The organism is Streptomyces sp. NPDC001492 (assembly GCF_053597275.1).
In genome coordinates, this window is sequence record NZ_JBSFHW010000091.1 from 1 (window position 1) to 18,334 (window position 18,334).

19 protein-coding genes, 1 tRNA gene and 1 pseudogene are annotated in these 18,334 nt (G+C 71.9%); 13 read left to right on the plus strand and 8 right to left on the minus strand.

The window, feature by feature from the left end; all coding sequences use genetic code 11:
- The 3 genes from ACWC1K_RS49560 to ACWC1K_RS49570 all read left to right on the plus strand — a co-directional run.
- Window positions 1-206, plus strand: a 206-nt coding sequence (locus ACWC1K_RS49560; RefSeq protein ID WP_450840677.1) for a hypothetical protein, incomplete at its 5' end; no start/stop codon positions are given.
- Window positions 207-257: 51 nt separating this feature from the next.
- The gene (locus ACWC1K_RS49565) at window positions 258-2,069 is read left to right on the plus strand and encodes a sel1 repeat family protein (protein ID WP_450840678.1); all 1,812 of its coding nucleotides are present in this window, start codon (window positions 258-260) and stop codon (window positions 2,067-2,069) included.
- Window positions 2,070-2,235: 166 nt separating this feature from the next.
- Window positions 2,236-2,309 (plus strand) — tRNA-Met (locus tag ACWC1K_RS49570).
- 93 nt (window positions 2,310-2,402) lie between these two features.
- Here ACWC1K_RS49570 and ACWC1K_RS49575 read toward each other — a convergent pair.
- The 3 genes from ACWC1K_RS49575 to hisN form a co-directional block, all read right to left on the minus strand.
- Window positions 2,403-2,819 carry a Fur family transcriptional regulator gene (locus ACWC1K_RS49575; RefSeq protein ID WP_115906041.1) on the minus strand — a complete coding sequence of 139 codons (417 nt, stop codon included), beginning with the start codon at window positions 2,817-2,819 and terminating at the stop codon, window positions 2,403-2,405.
- 105 nt (window positions 2,820-2,924) lie between these two features.
- The gene (locus tag ACWC1K_RS49580; protein WP_450840679.1) at window positions 2,925-3,317 is read right to left on the minus strand and encodes a CBS domain-containing protein; all 393 of its coding nucleotides are present in this window, start codon (window positions 3,315-3,317) and stop codon (window positions 2,925-2,927) included.
- A 172-nt stretch (window positions 3,318-3,489) separates the two neighbouring features.
- A complete protein-coding gene (gene hisN / locus ACWC1K_RS49585; RefSeq protein ID WP_123967359.1) occupies window positions 3,490-4,290 on the minus strand; it encodes a histidinol-phosphatase in 801 nt (266 codons plus the stop codon).
- A gap of 190 nt (window positions 4,291-4,480) precedes the next feature.
- Between hisN and ACWC1K_RS49590 the strand changes: the two genes are divergently transcribed.
- Window positions 4,481-5,086, plus strand: coding sequence for a TetR/AcrR family transcriptional regulator (locus tag ACWC1K_RS49590; RefSeq protein WP_450840681.1), 606 nt, complete (start codon window positions 4,481-4,483; stop codon window positions 5,084-5,086).
- An 18-nt stretch (window positions 5,087-5,104) separates the two neighbouring features.
- Here the strand turns inward: ACWC1K_RS49590 and ACWC1K_RS49595 are convergent, their stop codons facing one another.
- On the minus strand, window positions 5,105-5,407 hold the full coding sequence (locus ACWC1K_RS49595; RefSeq protein ID WP_450840682.1) for a hypothetical protein: 303 nt from the start codon (window positions 5,405-5,407) through the stop codon (window positions 5,105-5,107).
- A gap of 50 nt (window positions 5,408-5,457) precedes the next feature.
- On the opposite strand from ACWC1K_RS49595, the pseudogene ACWC1K_RS49600 reads away from it, so the two are divergent.
- Together ACWC1K_RS49600 and ACWC1K_RS49605 are read left to right on the plus strand one after the other, a co-directional pair.
- Window positions 5,458-5,908: pseudogene (locus tag ACWC1K_RS49600) on the plus strand (ABC transporter permease); the annotation flags it as partial.
- The gene (locus tag ACWC1K_RS49605) at window positions 5,894-7,720 is read left to right on the plus strand and encodes a dipeptide ABC transporter ATP-binding protein (RefSeq protein WP_450840696.1); all 1,827 of its coding nucleotides are present in this window, start codon (window positions 5,894-5,896) and stop codon (window positions 7,718-7,720) included. The pseudogene ACWC1K_RS49600 and the gene ACWC1K_RS49605, both read left to right, overlap by 15 nt.
- A 17-nt stretch (window positions 7,721-7,737) precedes the next feature.
- Here the strand turns inward: ACWC1K_RS49605 and ACWC1K_RS49610 are convergent, their stop codons facing one another.
- From ACWC1K_RS49610 to ACWC1K_RS49625, 4 genes are all read right to left on the minus strand, one after another.
- Complete coding sequence (locus ACWC1K_RS49610; RefSeq protein WP_450840684.1) at window positions 7,738-8,061, minus strand: DMT family transporter; 324 nt, start codon at window positions 8,059-8,061, stop codon at window positions 7,738-7,740.
- Between the two features lie 76 nt (window positions 8,062-8,137).
- Window positions 8,138-9,148, minus strand: a complete 1,011-nt coding sequence (rsgA, locus tag ACWC1K_RS49615; RefSeq protein WP_450840686.1) for a ribosome small subunit-dependent GTPase A — start codon at window positions 9,146-9,148, stop codon at window positions 8,138-8,140.
- 11 nt (window positions 9,149-9,159) lie between these two features.
- Window positions 9,160-10,479 carry a 3-phosphoshikimate 1-carboxyvinyltransferase gene (gene aroA, locus ACWC1K_RS49620; RefSeq protein WP_450840688.1) on the minus strand — a complete coding sequence of 440 codons (1,320 nt, stop codon included), beginning with the start codon at window positions 10,477-10,479 and terminating at the stop codon, window positions 9,160-9,162.
- Window positions 10,480-10,635: 156 nt separating this feature from the next.
- The gene (locus tag ACWC1K_RS49625) at window positions 10,636-11,358 is read right to left on the minus strand and encodes a M50 family metallopeptidase (protein ID WP_450840689.1); all 723 of its coding nucleotides are present in this window, start codon (window positions 11,356-11,358) and stop codon (window positions 10,636-10,638) included.
- 50 nt (window positions 11,359-11,408) lie between these two features.
- On the opposite strand from ACWC1K_RS49625, the gene ACWC1K_RS49630 reads away from it, so the two are divergent.
- The 7 genes from ACWC1K_RS49630 (at window position 11,409) to ACWC1K_RS49660 (ending at window position 18,167) form a co-directional block, all read left to right on the plus strand.
- Complete coding sequence (locus ACWC1K_RS49630; RefSeq protein ID WP_450840691.1) at window positions 11,409-12,224, plus strand: SOS response-associated peptidase; 816 nt, start codon at window positions 11,409-11,411, stop codon at window positions 12,222-12,224.
- A 19-nt stretch (window positions 12,225-12,243) separates the two neighbouring features.
- Complete coding sequence (locus ACWC1K_RS49635) at window positions 12,244-12,870, plus strand: alpha/beta hydrolase family protein (RefSeq protein WP_450840698.1); 627 nt, start codon at window positions 12,244-12,246, stop codon at window positions 12,868-12,870.
- 256 nt (window positions 12,871-13,126) lie between these two features.
- Window positions 13,127-13,810, plus strand: coding sequence for an RNA polymerase sigma factor SigR (sigR, locus tag ACWC1K_RS49640; protein WP_450763467.1), 684 nt, complete (start codon window positions 13,127-13,129; stop codon window positions 13,808-13,810).
- Complete coding sequence (gene rsrA, locus ACWC1K_RS49645; protein ID WP_351474582.1) at window positions 13,807-14,109, plus strand: mycothiol system anti-sigma-R factor; 303 nt, start codon at window positions 13,807-13,809, stop codon at window positions 14,107-14,109. The genes sigR and rsrA overlap by 4 nt, the downstream gene beginning before the upstream one ends.
- Before the next feature lie 141 nt (window positions 14,110-14,250).
- Window positions 14,251-15,561: an HD-GYP domain-containing protein gene (locus ACWC1K_RS49650; protein ID WP_450840693.1), complete on the plus strand. Its 1,311-nt coding sequence runs from the start codon at window positions 14,251-14,253 to the stop codon at window positions 15,559-15,561.
- Window positions 15,562-15,837: 276 nt separating this feature from the next.
- Window positions 15,838-17,079 (plus strand): HD-GYP domain-containing protein, encoded by a 1,242-nt coding sequence (locus tag ACWC1K_RS49655; protein WP_450840694.1) that lies wholly within the window; start codon window positions 15,838-15,840, stop codon window positions 17,077-17,079.
- A gap of 107 nt (window positions 17,080-17,186) precedes the next feature.
- Window positions 17,187-18,167 (plus strand): tetratricopeptide repeat protein, encoded by a 981-nt coding sequence (locus ACWC1K_RS49660; RefSeq protein ID WP_450840695.1) that lies wholly within the window; start codon window positions 17,187-17,189, stop codon window positions 18,165-18,167.
- The last annotated feature ends 167 nt before the right edge of the window (window positions 18,168-18,334 follow it).

An 18,334-nucleotide genomic window follows, 5' to 3' on the forward strand; every position in this document is an offset into this window, starting at 1 on the left:
GGTTGGTTAATGTTTTTAATAGGTGTTATATTCATATCTTCCTGTCCCCGCTACTGCAGTCGACGGCCCGGATCCTCAAGGATCCGGGCCTTCGTGATGTGCGAACGCATGTGCCGGTCAGGGGGATCGTCATGCCGCCTCCGGGAGTTGGGGGAACTGTGTTTGACTTGTCTCTCTGTGGGCATGTCGACAAAACGCTGAAGTGACCTCACTGGCTGCGGTATACCAGGTGTACCCAGGTTGCAGGTGGTGCGACGATGGACGTTATGGGGGACAAGGCAACTCTGTTCGAGACAGGGCGATTTGTGCAGCCTTCCGAACCGGGCGAAGCCGGGGAGGTGGCTGAGGAGGCCGTCGAGGAAGTTCGTCAGAGGCTCGCCGCCGAGGCCGGCGACGTCGAGGCAATGAGTGTCCTCGGGGCCATGCTGCTGCGCCGTGGTGATCTCGACGGAGCCGAGCCCCATCTGCGTGCCGCCACCGCCGCGGGGGACCGTGCCGCGGCCAACAACCTGGGAGTCCTTCTCCACCAGCGCGGATACGCCGACGACGCGGCCGGCTGGTGGCGGATCGCCGCCGTCGCCGGGTCCGCTGCCGCCGCACATGCGCTGGGCCGTCATCACCGCGAGCGCGGGGACGAGCCCGCCGCCGAGTACTGGCTGCGGCAGTCCGCCGAACAGGGGCACGCCCTGGGCGCCTACGCGCTCGCCGACCTGCTGGAGCACCGAGGGGACAGCGGAGCCGAGGACTGGATGCGGGCCGCGGCGGAGCGCGGGCACCGGGAGGCGGCGTACCGCCTGGCGCGCGCACTCGACCGCAGGGTGGCCCACCAGGGCGAGGACGAGGCCGACAACGGTGTCGGACTGCTGGCTCAGGCCGAGCAGTTCTACCGGCAGGCCGCCGCGCGCGGACACCGGCGGGCCGCGCTGCACCTCGGCGCGATCCTGGAGAAGCGCGGTGAGCTCAAGGAGGCGGGGCGCTGGTATCTGACGTCCGCCAAGGACGGCGAGGCGCGCGCGGCCTGCGCGCTCGGGTTCCTGCTGCGGGACGCCGGAGACACCGAGAGCGCCGCCGTGTGGTGGCTGAGGGCCGCGCAGGACGGCGACGGCAACGCCGCCAACGCGCTCGGCGCCCTCCACGCCGAGCGCGGGGAGACGCAGACCGCCGAGCGCTGGTACCGCGCCGCGATGGACGCCGGCGACGACAACGGCGCCTACAACCTCGGGCTGCTCTGCGCCGCGCAGGGACGGACCGCGCAGGCCGAGCAGTGGTACCGCCGGGCCGCGTACGCCGGACACCGGGAGGCGGCGAACGCCCTGGCGATCCTGCTGCTGCAGGGCGGCGACACGACCGGCGCCGAGCCGTGGTTCTCCAAGGCCGCGGAGGCCGGGAGCGTGGACGCCGCGTTCAACCTGGGCATCCTGCACGCCGGGCGGGCCGAGGACGAGGTCGCGCTGCGCTGGTACGAGCGCGCCGCGGCCGCCGGGCACACCGAGGCGGCGCTTCAGGTCGGCATGGCGCGGCTGCGGGACGGGGACGAGCGCGCGGCGGAGCGGCATCTGCGCTGCGCGGCAGGAGGCGGCAGTGCGGAGGCCGCGTACCGGCTGGCGACCGTCCTGGACGCCCGGCGGCCGCCCGCGCCCGCGCATGAGCTCGGGGAGTCCGTGCACGAGAAGACCGAGTGCGAGGAGTGGTACGAGCGCGCGGCCTCCCAGGGGCACCGGCGGGCGCAGGTGCGGGTCGGGATGATGGCCGCGGCCCGCGGTGACGTGGTGGAGGCGGCGCGGTGGTACCGCACGGCCGCCGAGGCCGGGTCCCGCAACGGAGCCTTCAACCTCGGGCTGCTGCTGGCCCGCGAGGGGAGCGAGCCGGAGGCGGCCGTGTGGTGGACACGGGCCGCCGACGCGGGGCACGGGCGGGCCGCGCTGCGGCTGGCCCTGGTCTACGCGCGTCGTGGGGAGCTCGCGGAGGGGCAGCGGTGGGCGGACCGGGCGGTGTCCCTGGGGCCGGCGGAGGTGTCGGAGCGGGCGGCTCGGCTGCGGGACGCTCTGCTGGAGGAGCTGTCGGCGTAGTGGCCCGCGGTGGGCCGCCCGCCCTGAGGGCTGCGCCCCCAGACCCCGTCGGCCTGGACGGCCTCGTCCCCAAACGCCGGACGGGCTGAAAATTCTGACCTGCGCCGGGCTCGTCGTAAGCGATTTGCTTCTGGTCGCGGGCTTCACGTAATGTTGCGTTCATCGACGCGGGGTGGAGCAGCTCGGTAGCTCGCTGGGCTCATAACCCAGAGGTCGCAGGTTCAAATCCTGTCCCCGCTACTGAAGGCCGAGGGCCGGAATCCAGTGAATGGATTCCGGCCCTCGGTGTTTCCGTGCTCTTGGTGTTTCCGTGCCCTGGGGTGCGGAGGCTGGTTACGCCGCCGCGCAGTTCGGGCAGATGCCGCGGTACGTGACCTCGACGTCCGAGACCGTGAAGCCGAAGCGCTCCGTGTCGGGGAGGTCGGCGAGCGGGTTGCCGCTCGGGTGGACGTCACGGATCGCGCCGCACTGGGCGCAGACCAGGTGGTGGTGCGGCCGGTGCGCGTTCGGGTCGTACCGCTTGGCGCGCTTGTCGGTGGAGACCTCGAGCACCTCGCCGAGGGAGACCAGCTCGCCCAGCGTGTTGTAGACGGTCGCGCGGGAGATCTCGGGCAGCTTGGCGACGGCCCGGGAATGGACCTCGTCGGCGGTCAGATGCACATGCTCGCCGTCGAGAACCTCGGCCACGACGCGCCGCTGCGCGGTCATCCGCCATCCGCGTCCGCGCAGCCGTTCCAGAAGGTCGCTCATGAAATCCAGCCTAACAGCAGGGGGACCATTTTCCGAACAGGTGTGAGTTTGGATCGCTGCTCGAATTGGACTCGGTCTAACCTGGTCTCCGGTCCCCCTGCGTGGTCAGGCGGGCACGTGCTGCCGTGCCGGTGCCCAGCAGCGGATGATGTCGCGGACGGAGACGATGCCGGCCGGCTCGCCGTGGTCGAGGACGATGAGGTGGCGGAAGCCGCCGTGGGCCATGGCGCGGGCCGCCTCCTCCAGGGTCCAGGACGGGGCGGCGAAGACGACGTCGTTGGTCGTGTGGTCGTGGGCCCGCTCGGTGTCGGGGCTCTGGCCGAGGCCGACGGAGTTGAGGATGTCACGTTCGGTGAGGATGCCGATACCGCCGGCCTCGGGGTCCAGGACCAGGGCCGCGCCGACCCGGCGGGCGGACATCAGGGCTGCGGCCTGGCGGAGGGTGTGGGCGGGGCCGATGGTCAGAACCACCGTACTCATGGCGTCGCGGACGAGCATGGACGGAGCCACCTCCTAGGGAATCCGGCGCTAGTTCCAGGATTCACAAGTTCACAAGTGGGGGGACTCTCAGGGTCGCAGGTAAAGCGGGGGTCAACAAGAGGGCGCGTGCGGCCAATTGAGGGCGCACGCGCTCATCTGTGCTTTTGCGGGTGCTCCTCGGTAGCGCTCGTCAGTAGCGCTCGTTGAGATACCCCAGCAACTCGTCGTGCAGCAGGCCGTTCGAGGCGGCCGCGTTGCCGCTGTGCGGGCCCGGGCGGCCGTCCAGGCCGGTGAAGGTGCCGCCCGCCTCGGTGACGATGATCGTGTTGGCGGCCATGTCCCAGAGGGAGAGCTCCGGCTCGGCGCAGATGTCGACCGCGCCCTCGGCGACCAGCATGTAGGGCCAGAAGTCGCCGTACGCGCGCGTGCGCCACACCTCGCGGGTCAGGTCCAGGAAGCCGCCCAGCCGGCCCTGGTCCTCCCAGCCGGTCAGGGAGGAGTACGCGAAGGAGGCGTCCGACAGCTTCGCGACGCGGGAGACCTGCAGACGGGAGGCGGAGGAGAGGCTGCGGCCCGTGAAGGCGCCGTGGCCCTTCGCGGCCCACCAGCGGCGGCCCAGCGCGGGCGCGGAGACCACGCCGACCACGGGCTCGAAGCCGGTCTCGCCCGCCTCCATCAGGGAGATCAGGGTGGCCCACACCGGGACACCGCGTACGTAGTTCTTGGTGCCGTCGATCGGGTCGACCACCCAGCGGCGGGGGCCGGTGCCCTCCAGGCCGTACTCCTCGCCGAGGACCGCGTCGCGGGGGCGGGCGCGCTGGAGCTGGCCGCGGATGAGCTCCTCCGCCGCCTTGTCCGCTTCACTCACCGGGGTCATGTCCGGTTTCGTCTCGACCTTGAGGTCGAGCGCCTTGAAGCGGGACATCGTTGCCGCGTCGGCGGCGTCCGCGAGGACGTGGGCGAAACGGAGATCGTCGAGGTAGTCCGGCATGGAACGAACGCTATCCGGCGAGGTCGCGGTGGGGCCACCAGGCCATGCTCACGGTTTGGCGGCACATTGCTGCCCTCGGGGGCGGCACACGGCGGCCGGGAGGCGCCCCCGCGTGCGCTCGCGAACCCTTGACAGTGCCCTTGTGCGCGTCAAATCTGGGCGCAGAGCCGCTCGCCCCTGGGAGGCGATGATGCCTGCAGCGCGGGAATCCCTACTGGACGCCGCGTACACGGCGCTGGCGCGCCGATCGTGGTCCGCCGTACGGATGGTGGACGTAGCCTCGGCCGCCGGAGTGTCCCGGCAGACCCTCTACAACGAGTTCGGCAGCAAGGAGGGGCTGGCCAGGGCGCTGGTGAGAAGGGAGGCGGACGGCTATCTCGCCGGGGTCGAACGTGCGCTCGCCGCCCACAGCGACGCCCGCGACCGGCTCACCGCGACCGCCGAATGGACCGCGTCGACGGCGCGCGAGAACGCACTCGTACGGGCCATGCTGACCGGCTGCTGGAGTGAACGGCTGCCCTCGCCGACGCTGTCCGCGGTGCCGTCCTCCTCGGCGGTGCCGGCGCAGCGCCGGGCGGACGGTCCGCTGCCGTCACCCGGCGACTTCGTGGCGATGGTCCGGGACAGAGCGGTCGCGGTGCTGTCCGGGCCCGGTGTGCACAAGGCGGACACCGCCGAGCTGGCCCGGTCCTGCGAGCTGGTGGTGCGGCTCGCGCTGTCGTGCGTGGCCGCACCGCCGGGGGAGGGCGGGGTCAAGGACCTGGTGCGGACCGCCCTGCCCCGGCAGATGGCCTGAGCGGCCGCCGAGCTCCGCCTACTTCAGCCAGCCCACCTTCGTGTAGTCGACGCGGTCCTCCAGCCCGCTCGCACCGTAGTTCGCCAGCTTCGAGCGGACGGCGAGGATCTGGGGACGCTGGTAGAGCGGGACGGAGTGGCCGAGTTCCCAGATCTTGGCGTCGGCCTGGTTGTAGAGCTTGTTGGCCGCGGTCTGGTCCGTCGTCTCGCTCGCCTTCGCCAGGAGGGCGTCGATCTCCGGGGAGCTGACCGAGCCGTAGTTCTCGTAGAGGTTCTTGCCGGAGGTCTGCCGGTAGATCGGGTACGCCTCCGAGCGGAACACCTGGTCGACCCAACGGAAGCTGGTCAGCTCGAAGTTGCCGATGGTGACGTATCGCCTTCCTCGGCCCGTTCGCCACCCAGTGGTCGTACAGCCACATCGACTACACCGCCCTGCGGGCCGCGCCCTGCGCCGACCACTGGTGGGGCACCAACCGGATCGGGCGGACGTGTTCGCGCAGACCGTGCGCGGGCTGCAGAAGTCGCTGATCATCGGGTTGCTGGTGGCCGTCGTGTCGACCGGGCTCGCCTCGCTGGTCGGCGCCTGCGCCGGGTACTTCGGCGGCTGGGCGGACCGGGCGCTGATGTTCCTCACCGACCTGCTGCTGGTCTTCCCGTCCTTCCTGATCATCGACGCCACCATCCAGGTCGGCGCCGCCGTGATGAGCGAGACCGCACTGTCCTGCTTCGGCTTCGGCGTGCAGCCGCCCGACGTGTCGCTCGGCACGCTGATGGCCTCCGGGACCGGGCAGCGGTGACGTACCCGTGGATGTTCTTCTTCGCGGGGACCGGTCTGGACGTCGACTTCGGCGGCCGGGCGGCCGCACGCGGGGTCGACCTCACGCTCCAGCGGGGTGAAGTGCTGGGCCTCGTCGGCGAGTCGGGGTCCGGGAAGTCGGCGACCGTGCTGGCCGTGCTGGGTCTGCTGCCGGGGAACGCGGCCGTACGCGGCTCGGTTCGGCTCGACGGGCAGGAGCTGGTCGGCGCCGGGGAACGGGAGCTGGCCCGGATCCGCGGGAACCGTGTCTCGATGATCTTCCAGGACCCGCTGTCCGCGTTCACACCGGTGTACCGGATCGGGGACCAGATCGCCGAAGCCGTACGGGCCGATCAGGACGTGACCCGTGAAGCGGCCCTGTCACGCGCCGTCGAGCTCCTGGACCTCGCCGGCATCCCCGAACCCGCCCTGCGCGCACGGGCGTTCCCGCACGAGTTCTCCGGCGGCATGCGCCAGCGCGCGATGATCGCCATGGCGATGGCCAACGAACCGGACGTGATCCTCGCCGACGAACCGACCACCGCCCTCGACGTCACCATCCAGGCCCAGGTCCTGGACGTCCTGCGCACCGCCCAGCGCGAGACGGGCGCCGCGGTCCTGCTCGTCAGCCACGACCTCGGGGTGATCGCGGGGATGGCCGACCGGGTGGCCGTGATGTACGAGGGGCAAGTCGTGGAGTCGGGTACGGCGGTGGAGGTCTTCGGGCGCCCGCAGGACCCGTACACGCGCCGGCTCCTGGCCGCGGTCCCGCGCCTGGACGATCCGCGCGAGCCTCAACCCCCGGTCGGAGAACCGGTGTTGGAGGTCCGCGACCTCACCCGCACCTTCCCCCTGCTCAAGGGCACCACCTTCAAGCGCCGCGTCGGCACGGTGTACGCCGTTGACCGCGTCGACCTCGACGTGCGGCGCGGCGAGACGCTGGCCCTGGTGGGGGAGTCGGGGTCCGGGACGTCGACGACGCTCTTCGAACTGCTCGAACTGGCCAGGCCCGAGGGCGGGTCGGTGGAGCCGTTCGGGCAGCGGCCCGGCGAGCTCACCAAACAGCAGGTCAAAGCCCTGCGCCGCATCCAGATCGTCTTCCAGGACCCGATGGCCTCCCTGGACCCCCGGATGCCCGTCGGTGACATCGTCGCTGAGCCCCTGCGCACACTCCCCCGTAGCCTTAAGGGCACGGGCGGTGCCCCCATCGCGGACCGCGCCGTCATCGCCCGCCGCGTCCCCGAACTCCTCACCCGGGTCGGCCTCGACCCGGCACACGCGGACCGCTTCCCGCACGAGTTCTCCGGCGGCCGGCGCCAGCGGATCGGCATCGCCCGCGCGCTGTCCGTCGAGCCGGAACTGCTCGTCCTCGACGAACCGGTCTCGGCGCTGGACGTCTCCGTCCAGGCCGGGGTGCTGGAGCTGCTGCAACGCCTGAAGGAGGACCTCGGGCTCGCCTGTCTCTTCGTCTCCCACGACCTGTCCGTCGTCCGCAACATCGCCGACCGCGTCAGCGTCGTCTACCTCGGCCGCACCGTCGAGGCGGGCCCCGTCGACAAGGTCTTCGAACGCCCCCGGCACCCCTACACACAGGCCCTGCTCTCCGCCGTACCCCTCCCCGACCCGGAGCGGGAGCGGGAACGGCAGCGGACCCGCATTCTGCTCGCGGGGGACCCACCGAGCCCGACCCGCCGCTACGACGGCTGCCGCTTCCGCGCGCGCTGCCCGCTGTACGCCTCACTCGCCGAGGAGGAGCGGGGGCGGTGCGCCCATGACGTGCCGGAGTTCGAGGGGGACGGGGTGGCCTGCCACTTCCCGCGGGTGCGGGAGGTCGTGTAGGGGCCTCCAGTGGACGTCTAGTGCGCCGAACCCGACAGCTGCAGGCCGATCACGCCCACGATGACCAGGCTGATCGAGACCAGCTTCAGCGTCGACACCAGGTCGCCGAGGAAGACCATGCCGTAGATCGCGGTGCCCGCCGCGCCGATGCCCGTCCACACGGCGTAGGCGGGGCCGACGTCCAGCTTCTTCAGGGACAGGGTGAGCAGGCCGAAGCTGCCCAGGGCGAAGGCGCAGAACGCGATCGTCGGCCACAGGCGGGTGAAACCGTGGGAGAGCTTGAGGCACACGGCGAAACCCGTCTCGAGCAATCCGGCCACCACTACCAGCAGCCACGCCATGTGCTGTCCTCCCGTATGTCCGGCTCGGTGCGATTATGCACTTACCGGGGTCGGCGCCTCACAAACCCCGCGGAGGTCAGTCGCCCTCCGTGCGCTCCCGCGTGGACAGCAGCCGGCGCAGCGAGTACAGCCGGGCCGGGTCCGCGTGGCCCTCGGCCACCCACTCGTCCAGCGCGCAGTCCGGCTCGTCGTGACTGCACGCGCGCGGGCAGCCCTCCGTGCCCGCCTCCAGGTCGGGGAAGGCGTGGATGACCCGGGACGGGTCGATGTGGGCGAGGCCGAAGGACCGCACGCCCGGCGTGTCGATCACCCAGCCGTCGTCGCCGCTGAGCGGGAGCGCCAGCGCCGAGGTGGTGGTGTGGCGGCCGCGGCCGGTCACCGCGTTCACATGGCCGGTCAGCCGCCGCCGGTCCTCCGGGACCAGCGCGTTGACCAGGGTTGTCTTGCCGACGCCCGAGTGGCCGACGAACGCCGTGATCCTGCCGTCGAGTTGCTCGCGCACGCGGTCCGCCGCGTCGCCGTTCTCCAGCTCCTCGCGGCTGGTGACGACATGGGGGATGTCCAGGTGGCCGTAGAGCTCGAGGAGTTTGTCGGGCGGGGCGAGGTCCGACTTGGTCATGACCAGGAGGGGTTCCAGGCCGCCGTCGTACGCCGCGACCAGGCAGCGGTCGATGAGCCGCGGCCGTGGTTCCGGGTCGGCCAGGGCGGTGACGATGGCGAGCTGGTCGGCGTTGGCGACGACCACGCGCTCGTACGGGTCGTCGTCATCGGCGGTGCGGCGCAGGACGGAGGTGCGCTCCTCGATGCGGACGATGCGCGCGAGGGTGTCCTTCTTGCCGGACAGGTCGCCGACGAGGGCCACCCGGTCGCCGACGATCGCCGCCTTGCGGCCGAGTTCGCGGGCCTTCATCGCCAGCACGATCCGGTCGTCGACCAGGCAGGTCAGCCGGCCGCGGTCGACGGTGAGGACCATGCCCTCGGCGGCGTCCTCGTGCGCGGGGCGGATGTGTGTACGGGGTCGGGTGCCCTTGCGGTTCGGGCGGCTGCGGATGTCGTCCTCGTCGGTGTGCTTGCCGTAGCGGCGCATGGCGGAAGTCCCTACGCCCCGAGCATCCCGGCCCACATGTCGGGGAAGTCCGGCAGGGTCTTCGCCGTCGTCGCCACGTTCTCGATCTGCACGCCCTCGACCGCGAGGCCGATGATCGCGCCGGCCGTCGCCATGCGGTGGTCCTCGTACGTGTGGAAGATCCCGCCGTGCAGTGTGCGCGGGCGGATGTGCAGGCCGTCGGCGGTCTCGGTGACGTCACCGCCGAGCTCGTTGATCTCCTTGGTGAGCGCGGCCAGCCGGTCCGTCTCGTGCAGTCGCAGATGGGCCACGCCGCGGAGGGTGGAGGGGGAGTCCGCGAGGGCCGCGACCGCGGCGATGCCCGGGGTCAGCTCGCCGACCTCGCTCAGATCCACGTCGATACCCCGGATCGTGCCCGAGCCGGTGAACTCCAGGCCGTACTCGGTCAGTTCGCAGGAACCACCCATCTCGGTGAAGATCTCCCGCAGCTTGTCACCGGGCTGCGTGGTGCGGGAGGGCCAGTCGGGGATCACGACCTTGCCGCCGGTCACCAGGGCGGCCGCCAGGAACGGCTGCGCGTTGGACAGGTCCGGCTCGATGGTCAGGTCCCGGCCGAGCAGCGCGCCCGGTGTCACCCGCCACACGTTGGGCTCGCCGCCCGACTCGGGGGTGTCCACCTGCGCGCCGACCGCGCGCAGCATGTCGACGGTCATCCGGATGTGCGGCAGGGAGGGCAGGGAGCTGCCGATGTGACGGACCTCGACACCCTGGTTGAAACGCGGGCCGGACAGCAGCAGGGCGCTCACGAACTGGGAGGACGACGAGGCGTCGATCTCCACCGGGCCGCCGTCCAGGGCCCCCCCGCCGTGCACCGTCAGCGGCAGTGCGCCGCGGCCGTCGTCGTCGATCCGGGCGCCGAGCACGCGCAGGGCGTCGATCACGCCGTTCAGGGGACGCTCGTACGACCTCGGGTCGCCGTCGAAGCGGATGGGGCCGTCGGCGAGCGCGGCCACCGGGGGCAGGAAGCGCATCACGGTGCCGGCGTTGCCGACGTCGACCGTGGCCGGGCCGTGCAGGCCCGTGGGGAGCACCCGCCAGGTCTCGCCGGTGCCGTCGGGGCCCACGCCCTCCTCGATGCCGACGCCCATCGCCCGCAGGGCGCCCGCCATCAGCAGCGTGTCGCGGGAGCGGAGGGGGCGGCGCAGCCAGCCGGGTTCGCTTGCCAGTGCCGCGAGGACGAGGGCGCGGTTGGTGACGGATTTGGACCCCGGTACGTGGACCGTCGCGTCGACGGCTCCGCTCGCGAGGGGGGCGGGCCAGAGGGCGGTTTGTGCGGCGGGGTTTTGGGCCATGGGTTCACTTTAGTAGCAGGGGGTTGTACGGGCCGTCGTACGGGTGCGGCGCCATCGTGGCTGGTCGCTCCCCCACTCTCGGCTTCGCTCGAGCGGGGGGACCCCATCGCGGCGGAGCCGCGAATGTCACGGCCCCGCGCCCCTGAAAGCAGCTGGTCACACCTCTAGCAGCCAGCGGCCGCCACCTATCAGTGAGCACAACGACACTGCGTGGAACAGGAACAGCCAGAGCCCGGCCGGTACGTGCGTCAGGCGTGAGAGTTGGTCCGCGTCGGAGTCGCCCGCGCCCCCGCGGCTCCGCTTCGCCTGCAGCTCGAAGGCCGGGCGTACGCCCCCCACCAGCAGGAACCACACCACCGCATACGCGAACGCGGCCTGCACCTGCGGTCCCGCCAGCCAGGACACCAGGAGGAACGTGCCGCCGGTCAGGACCACCGTCAGGGCGCCGTACGCGTTGCGGATCATCACCAGCATGGCGACGAGCAGGGCCGTCGCCAGCCACAGCAGCAGGGTGGTGTGGCCGACCGCGAGCAGGGCCGCGCCGCCCAGGCCGAGGAGAGGGGGAGCGGTGTAGCCGGCGGCCGCGGTGAGGATCATGCCGAGGCCGTGCGGCTTGCCCCGGCTGACGGTGAGGCCGCTGGTGTCGGAGTGCAGCCGTATGCCGGTCAGCCGGCGTCCGGTGACCAGGGCGATCAGGCCGTGGCCGCCCTCGTGGGCGATGGTGATGGCGTTGCGCGAGATGCGCCAGACGTTGTGCGGGACGACCACGGCCAGCGCGGCGACCAGGGTCGCGATCACCACCCAGAGGTCGGGGTCCGGCTGGCTGCCGGAGACCTGGTCCCAGAGGGAGGCGAGCGAGGCGGTTGCGGTGGTGTCCATGTTCGGCGGGGGCTCCCTCGGGTCTCGTCGAATCTGGCAGTGTGGCACGTATGTGCGGACGGTATGCAGCGAGTCGAAGGCCCGAGGATCTCGCAGGAATCTTTGAGATCGAGAAGTGGGAACCCGAGGAAGCCCTCGCGCCCGACTACAACGTGGCCCCCACCAAAGAGGTCTACGCCGTCCTGGACCGCCCTCTTAAGGACGTCGACGACCCGCGGCCGGTTCGGCAGCTGCGCAAGCTGAAGTGGGGGCTGGTGCCGAGCTGGTCGAAGACCCCCGAGGGCGGCGCCCGCATGATCAACGCCCGGGCCGAGACCGTCCATGAGAAGCCGTCGTACAAGCGGGCCTTCACCTCCCGCCGCTGCATCATCCCCGCCGACGGCTACTACGAGTGGGTCACCGGCAAGGGCGAGCGGGACCTGGAGGTCGAGGGGAAGAAGAAGCGGCCCCGCAAGCAGCCGTACTTCGTGCTGCCCGCGGACGGGTCGGTCTTCGCGATGGCCGGGCTGTACGAGTTCTGGCGGGACAAGACCCTGCCGGACGACCACCCGCAGGCCTGGTGGGTGACCTGCTCCGTGATCACGACCGAGGCGGAGACGACACCGCTCGCCGTCGCCCCGGCCGAGGGCCCGCACGCGCTCGCCGACATCCACCCCCGGATGCCGCTGATGCTCACCCCGGACCGCTGGGACACCTGGCTCGACCCCTCGCGCACCGAGCCCGAGGACCTGCGGTCGCTGCTGGATCCGCCGCCCGCCGGGCTGATGCGCGCCTACCCCGTGTCCACCGCGGTCAGCAACGTCCGCAACAACGGGCCGGAGCTGCTGAAGGAACTCGAGGGCCCCGAAGAGGGCACACTTTTCTGATGTGACAGATCTGACAGAAGTGACACAGGACGTCGAGACCGGCGCCGGTCCGGCCCGGATCACCTGGCACCACGCAGCGCGGCCGCGGCTCGTCCTCGCCGTCAGCCACGGCGCAGGCGGCGGCATCGAGGCAAGGGACCTCCGGGCCCTCGCCCAGGTCCTGCCCGGACACGGAGTGACCGTCGCCCTCGTCGAGCAGCCGTGGCGGGTGGCCGGCAAGAAGCTGGCGCCCGCCCCGAAGACGCTCGACCTCGGCTGGCGCGGGATCTGGCCCGCGCTCGCCGGGCCCGGACTGCCGGTGATCTCGGGCGGTCGCAGCGCGGGCGCCCGGGTCGCCTGCCGCACCGCCACCGAACTCGGCGCCCGTGCCGTCCTCGCCCTCAGCTTCCCGCTCCACCCGCCGGGCAGGCCCGAGAAGTCCCGCGCCGAGGAGCTGCTCGGATCCGGGGTGCCCACCCTCGTCGTACAGGGCGGGAACGACCCCTTCGGAAGGCCCGAGGAGTTCCCGAAAGGGTCGTACGAGCTGGTCGAGGTCCCGTACGGCGATCACGGGTTCGCCGTGCCCAAGCGGGCGGAGATCACGCAGGAGCAGGCGCTGGAGATCATCACGGACGGCGTCGCGCGGTGGACCGCGTCACTCGGGTGACGGCGGGGAATGCCGCGCGGGCGGTCACTGTTGAGGCGGACAGAAGTGCTGGAGACCAGCACCGATCGTCGTGGGAGAGGAAGTCCGCCGCATGGGTTCGACCGTATGCCCGAGCCGCAGCAGCCGCACTGACCTGGACTGGACGGTGCTGACTGCGGCCAAGACCACCCCTATTCGAGGGGCGGCGGGGACGGGTCGTCGTCTATCCTCCGATTCTGGCGACACCGGTTTCGGTGCTGCCCGGAATCTTGAGGAGGTGGGTCCGGTCACCGGTACCGACGCAGGGACCGACAACGGCCAGGCGGAGCTGCCCGAGGGCCAGGGCGTCAGCGCGGAGTCGACCGCGGAGCGCAGCGCGCGCTTCGAACGGGACGCGCTCGAATTCCTCGACCAGATGTACTCGGCCGCCCTGCGCATGACGCGCAACCCGGCGGACGCGGAGGACCTGGTGCAGGAGACGTATGCCAAGGCGTACGCGTCCTTCCACCAGTTCCGCGAAGGCACCAATCTCAAGGCGTGGCTGTACCGGATCCTCACCAACACCTTCATCAACTCGTACCGCAAGAAGCAGCGTGAACCCCAGCGCTCCGCGGCCGAGGAGATCGAGGACTGGCAGCTCGCCCGCGCCGAGTCGCACATGTCGACCGGTCTGCGCTCCGCGGAGTCGCAGGCGCTCGACCACCTGCCCGACTCGGACGTGAAGGAAGCACTCCAGGCGATCCCCGAGGAATTCCGCATCGCCGTCTACCTCGCCGATGTCGAGGGCTTTGCGTACAAGGAGATCGCGGACATCATGGGGACACCCATCGGTACGGTGATGTCCCGGCTGCACCGGGGCCGCCGTCAACTGCGCGGCATGCTCGAGGACTACGCGCGCGAGCGCGGACTGGTCCCGGCCGGCGCCGGAGAGTCGGACGAAGCGAAAGGCTCGGGCTCATGAGCTGCGGAGAGCCGCACGAGACGGACTGCAGTGAGGTCCTCGACCATCTCTACGAGTTCCTCGACAGTGAGATGCCGGACGTCGATCGCGACAAGTTCAAGCAGCACTTCACGGAGTGCTCGCCGTGCCTGGAGAAGTACGGCCTGGAGCAGGCCGTGAAGAAGCTGGTCAAGCGGTGCTGCGGCCATGACGACGTACCGAGCGACCTGCGCGCCAAGGTCCTGGGGCGGCTGGATCTGATCCGCTCGGGACAGGCCGTCCCCGAGCACGACATCACCGCGACCCCGCAGGAGTCCTGAACTCCCCCGGACCGTCGTCCGGAATGCCTGGAACGGGCTGTCGTCACTCGAACGTGCTAATCCGCGGTTCATAAGCCCGCGGACTCCCCCCGGCCCGCCCTAGTCTCCTCAGCCGGAGCAGGTTCGGCCGGGAGGGGCGTGATGGAGGCGGTTCCGGCACGGGCACGCGCGTACGTCGCCTGTACGGTCCTCGGCGCGCTGCTCTGTCTGCTTCCGCTGCCCGCCGTCCACACCTCCTGGCGGGCGGTCGCCCTGCTCGCCCTGCTGTACGCGGGCTGCGAGCAGGCCGCCGCCCGATGGCGCTTTGCCGGAACGTTCTATCCGGTACTGCTCGCCGGTGCCTTTCTGCTGCCGCCCCCGGCCGCCGCCCTGGTGGCGCTGCCGGGGGCGCTGCTGTCCCGGGTGGACCAGCGGCCGCGACGGCTGCGGCGGAGCTGGCGCGCCGCCCAGCTGGTGCTCGGGGTGTGGGCCGCGGGCCGGGTGCACTGGTCGCTGGGCGGGCGGGACGCGGTCGTCGCCTCCGACTTCCCGTACGCACTCGTGCCCGCGGGCGCCGCGGTGCTGGCGTTCTGCCTGGTGCTGACCGCCCTCGACGGCGGGATCCGCGCGCTGGCCGAGCGGGTGCCGGTACGCCGGGCCTGGCGCGGGCTGTTCGTACGGTCCCTCGCCCCGGTGGTGGTGCACGGCCTCGCCGGGCTGATGATGGCCGTCCTGTGGCGCAGCCCGTACGGGCCCGTCGCCGCGCTGCTGGTGCTGCTGCCGATGTGCGTGTCCTGGTGGGTGTTCACGCAGTACCACCGGGAGCGCGCCGCCCACCAGGCGACGATCCGGGCGCTGGTGCAGGCCGTCGACATCAAGGACGAGTACACGCGCGGCCACAGCGAGCGGGTCGGCCAGGCCTCCATGATGATCGCCCGGGAACTCGGCATGGACGACGAGCGCGTCGAGGTACTCCGGTTCGCCGGGATCCTGCACGACGTGGGCAAACTCGGCGTCCCCACACGGCTGTTGAGGAAGGACGGGCCGCTGACGCCCGAGGAACGCCGGGTGATCGAGCTGCATCCCGAGTACGGCCACGAAATGGTGCGCGGAATCGGTTTTCTGGGCGAGGCCAGGGCCGCCGTGCTCCACCACCACGAACGCCTTGACGGCAGCGGATACCCCTACGGGCTGCGCGGAAGCCAGATCCCCGAGTCGGCACGGGTGGTGGCCGTCGCGGACGCCTTCGACGCGATGACGTCCACGCGGTGCTACCGGCGCGCCCGGCCGGTCCCGGCCGCCCTGGAGGAGCTGGAGCGGTGCGCCGGAGCGCAGTTCGACCCCCGCATGGTCGCGGCGCTGGTGCAGGCGCTCGGCCGCTGCGGCTGGCATCCCACGGTCACCGCGGAGGAGCAACCCCGCCTGCCCGCACCGGCCGCGGCCGTCTCCAGCCGACCGGGGGCCCGCGGGTGAGCGCCCGGTGGTCGCGGTGGAGCGCCCCTGCCCGCCCGTGCCCGCCGCGGCCGTTCCCGGTGGGCCGGGGGCCCGGGGACGGGCGCCTGGTGGCCGTGGCGGAGCGTCGCTGCCTGCCCGTGTCCGCGGATGTCTCCAGTCGGCCGGGAGGTCACGGATGAGTGCCCGGTGGTCGTGGTGGTGCGGCCCTGATGGTGAGCGCCCGGTGGTCGGGGCGGAGCAGCTCCGTCCGCCCGGGCGTGGGGCGGCCGTTTCCAGTAGGCGCGGAGGGCTCGGATGAGCGGCCGGCCACCGCTCACGCTCGTCATCCACGCCTGCGCCGGCCTTCTCGCGGCGGTCTCCCTCGCCGTCACCCACCGGACCGGCCTGGAGGAGCGCCCCACGGCCCTTGCGTTCGGACTGCTCGTCACCATCGGTGAGCTCAGCCGCTGGACCGGCGCCCGGGTCAGGGAGGCCGCGCCGCTCGGGGCCGCCGGCGCGATGTCGTACGCCCTGCTCGGGGAGGATGCCGGGCAGCCCACCCGCCACGGCGTCACCCAGGTCGTCGCCGTCGTCCTCGCCGCCGCCCTCGTCGGCAGTGTGCCGCACATCGCCCGTGGACAGGGGCCCGTGCTCGACCATCTCGCGCGGCGCGTGCTCACCGTCGGATTCGCCGCCGTCTGCTTCCAACCCCTCTACAACCGGGAGGCGTTCGGCGCCTGGCGCGGCCCCGCCTACGCCCTGCTGCTCCTCGCCCTCCTCGCGCTCACCGCACTGTGCGACGCCGTGCTCGCCGCCGCACTCGCCCACTCCCGCACCCGGTGGCCCTTCGGCCCGCTGCTGCGGGACGAGCTGCACGCCCTCCTCGGCATCGGCTCGGCCGTGTGCGCCACGGGCGCCGTGATGGCCCTCGCGGTCGCCGTCGTCGGGCTGTGGGCGCTGCCCGTGTTCTCGCTGCCGCTCCTGCTGACCCAGCTGTCCTTCAAGCGGTACGCGGCCGTGCGGACCACCTACCGGCAGACCATCACCTCCCTCGCCCGCGCCACCGAGATCGCCGGGTACACACCCGCCGGGCACGCCCGCAGGGTGGCCGCCCTCAGCCGCGCCGTCGGTCGCGACCTCGGACTCACCCGTCCCGAACTGACGGTGCTGGAGTACGCCGCCCTCATGCACGACATCGGCCAGCTCAGCCTGGTCGACCCGGTACCGGCGGGCGCCACCGCCGGCCTGCCCGCGGCCGAGCAGCGCCGTATCGCCCTGCTCGGCGGGGCCGTCGTACGCCAGACCGGGGTCGACTCGGCGGTCGCCGTGGTCGTCGAGCGGCAGGCCGACCCCTACCGGGAGCAGCCGCTTGCCGCCCGGATCGTGCGGGCCGTCAACGCATACGACGAGAAAGCACGCGACGCGGGGCCCGGCGGGCCCCTCACGGCGCTGGAGGAGCTGCGGCTGGCCACTGCCGGGGACTATGCGCCCGAAGTGGTGGAATCGCTGGCCCGGGTCCTCACACGGGACTGTCTGACCCTGCCTGCGGTTGGGTAACCCATGGGTAATGAGCGCCCTTCCAGCCGTACGTGGTTGGATGCGAATGAGAGGGTGTGTCCGGGGGCAGCACTAGCCAGCCCACTCCACGGAACTGGCAGGGAATCGTGAGGATCTTCGGCAAGGGACGGCACCGGCCCTCCGCCTCCTGGCGGCAGGCCACCGACCGGGCGTTCACGCTGATCGGCGACGGCCGGTACGAGGACGCGGGCGCTCTGCTGACACGTGCCGCCGACCTGGAGCCGTGGCTGTCCGAGTCCTGGTTCAACCTCGCCCTGCTGCACAAGTTCCGGCACGACTGGGAGCAGGCCCGCGCGGCAGGCCTGCGGGCCGTCGCGCTGCTCGACCGGGAGACCGGCGCCCCCGACTGGTGGAACGTCGGCATCGCGGCCACCGCCCTGCAGGACTGGCCGCTGGCCCGGCGGGCCTGGCAGGCGTACGGGCTGCGGGTGCCGGGGGCCGCCGCGGCGAACGGCGAGCCCGTCGGCATGGAGCTCGGCAGCGCTGCCGTACGGCTGTCCCCGGAGGGGGAGGCCGAGGTGGTGTGGGGGCGGCGGCTGGACCCCGCGCGTATCGAGGTGCTGTCGATTCCGCTGCCGTCGTCCGGGCGGCGCTGGGGCGAGGTCGTGCTGCACGACGGGGTGCCCCATGGCGAGCGCACCACGGCCGCCGGGCATGCCTACCCCGTGTTCGACGAGATCGAGCTGTGGGCGCCTTCGCCGGTGCCCACCTGGGTGGTGCTGCTTGAAGCCGCCACCGAGGGGGACCGGGACGCGCTGGAGCAGCTGGCCGCGGACGCGGGGTTCGCCGCGGAGGACTGGTCGTCTTCGGTGCGGCTGCTGTGCCGTATGTGCTCGGAGTCCCGGATGCCGTCGGATGAGGGGGACGGGGAACATCTGGATCCCCATGATCACAGTGAGCCCGGGCATCCGGGGCCGTTGGGGCATCGGACCGATGGGCAGCTGTGGGTGCCGGAGCGGGAGTGTGGCGTTGCCGCCCCGGCTTCCCTGGTCAGGGGGCTGTTGGACGGGTGGGTCGCCGATAGTCCCGACTCGCGGGATTGGCGGGATCTCGAAGAGGTCTGCTAGCGCCGTTGCCGGGTGCGGGCTTGTTGTGGCTGGTCGCTCCCCCACTCTCGGCTTCGCTCGAGCGGGGGGACCCCCATCGCGGCGGAGCCGCATATCGACGCAGTCCCGGGGCCCCGGGGGGGGGGGGGGGCCCGCCCCGGCTCTGGTGTCAGCACCCCCCGATTTTT

Bases quoted from the DNA above. Each gene is read 5' to 3' on its own strand.
- ACWC1K_RS49565 (WP_450840678.1), top strand. From the start codon at position 258: ATGGACGTTATGGGGGACAAGGCAACTCTGTTCGAGACAGGGCGATTT.
- ACWC1K_RS49575 (WP_115906041.1), bottom strand. From the start codon at position 2,819: ATGAGCGACCTTCTGGAACGGCTGCGCGGACGCGGATGGCGGATGACC.
- ACWC1K_RS49580 (WP_450840679.1), bottom strand. From the start codon at position 3,317: ATGCTCGTCCGCGACGCCATGAGTACGGTGGTTCTGACCATCGGCCCC.
- hisN (WP_123967359.1), bottom strand. From the start codon at position 4,290: ATGCCGGACTACCTCGACGATCTCCGTTTCGCCCACGTCCTCGCGGAC.
- ACWC1K_RS49590 (WP_450840681.1), top strand. From the start codon at position 4,481: ATGCCTGCAGCGCGGGAATCCCTACTGGACGCCGCGTACACGGCGCTG.
- ACWC1K_RS49605 (WP_450840696.1), top strand. From the start codon at position 5,894: ATGTTCTTCTTCGCGGGGACCGGTCTGGACGTCGACTTCGGCGGCCGG.
- ACWC1K_RS49610 (WP_450840684.1), bottom strand. From the start codon at position 8,061: ATGGCGTGGCTGCTGGTAGTGGTGGCCGGATTGCTCGAGACGGGTTTC.
- rsgA (WP_450840686.1), bottom strand. From the start codon at position 9,148: ATGCGCCGCTACGGCAAGCACACCGACGAGGACGACATCCGCAGCCGC.
- aroA (WP_450840688.1), bottom strand. From the start codon at position 10,479: ATGGCCCAAAACCCCGCCGCACAAACCGCCCTCTGGCCCGCCCCCCTC.
- ACWC1K_RS49625 (WP_450840689.1), bottom strand. From the start codon at position 11,358: ATGGACACCACCGCAACCGCCTCGCTCGCCTCCCTCTGGGACCAGGTC.
- ACWC1K_RS49630 (WP_450840691.1), top strand. From the start codon at position 11,409: ATGTGCGGACGGTATGCAGCGAGTCGAAGGCCCGAGGATCTCGCAGGA.
- rsrA (WP_351474582.1), top strand. From the start codon at position 13,807: ATGAGCTGCGGAGAGCCGCACGAGACGGACTGCAGTGAGGTCCTCGAC.
- ACWC1K_RS49650 (WP_450840693.1), top strand. From the start codon at position 14,251: ATGGAGGCGGTTCCGGCACGGGCACGCGCGTACGTCGCCTGTACGGTC.
- ACWC1K_RS49655 (WP_450840694.1), top strand. From the start codon at position 15,838: ATGAGCGGCCGGCCACCGCTCACGCTCGTCATCCACGCCTGCGCCGGC.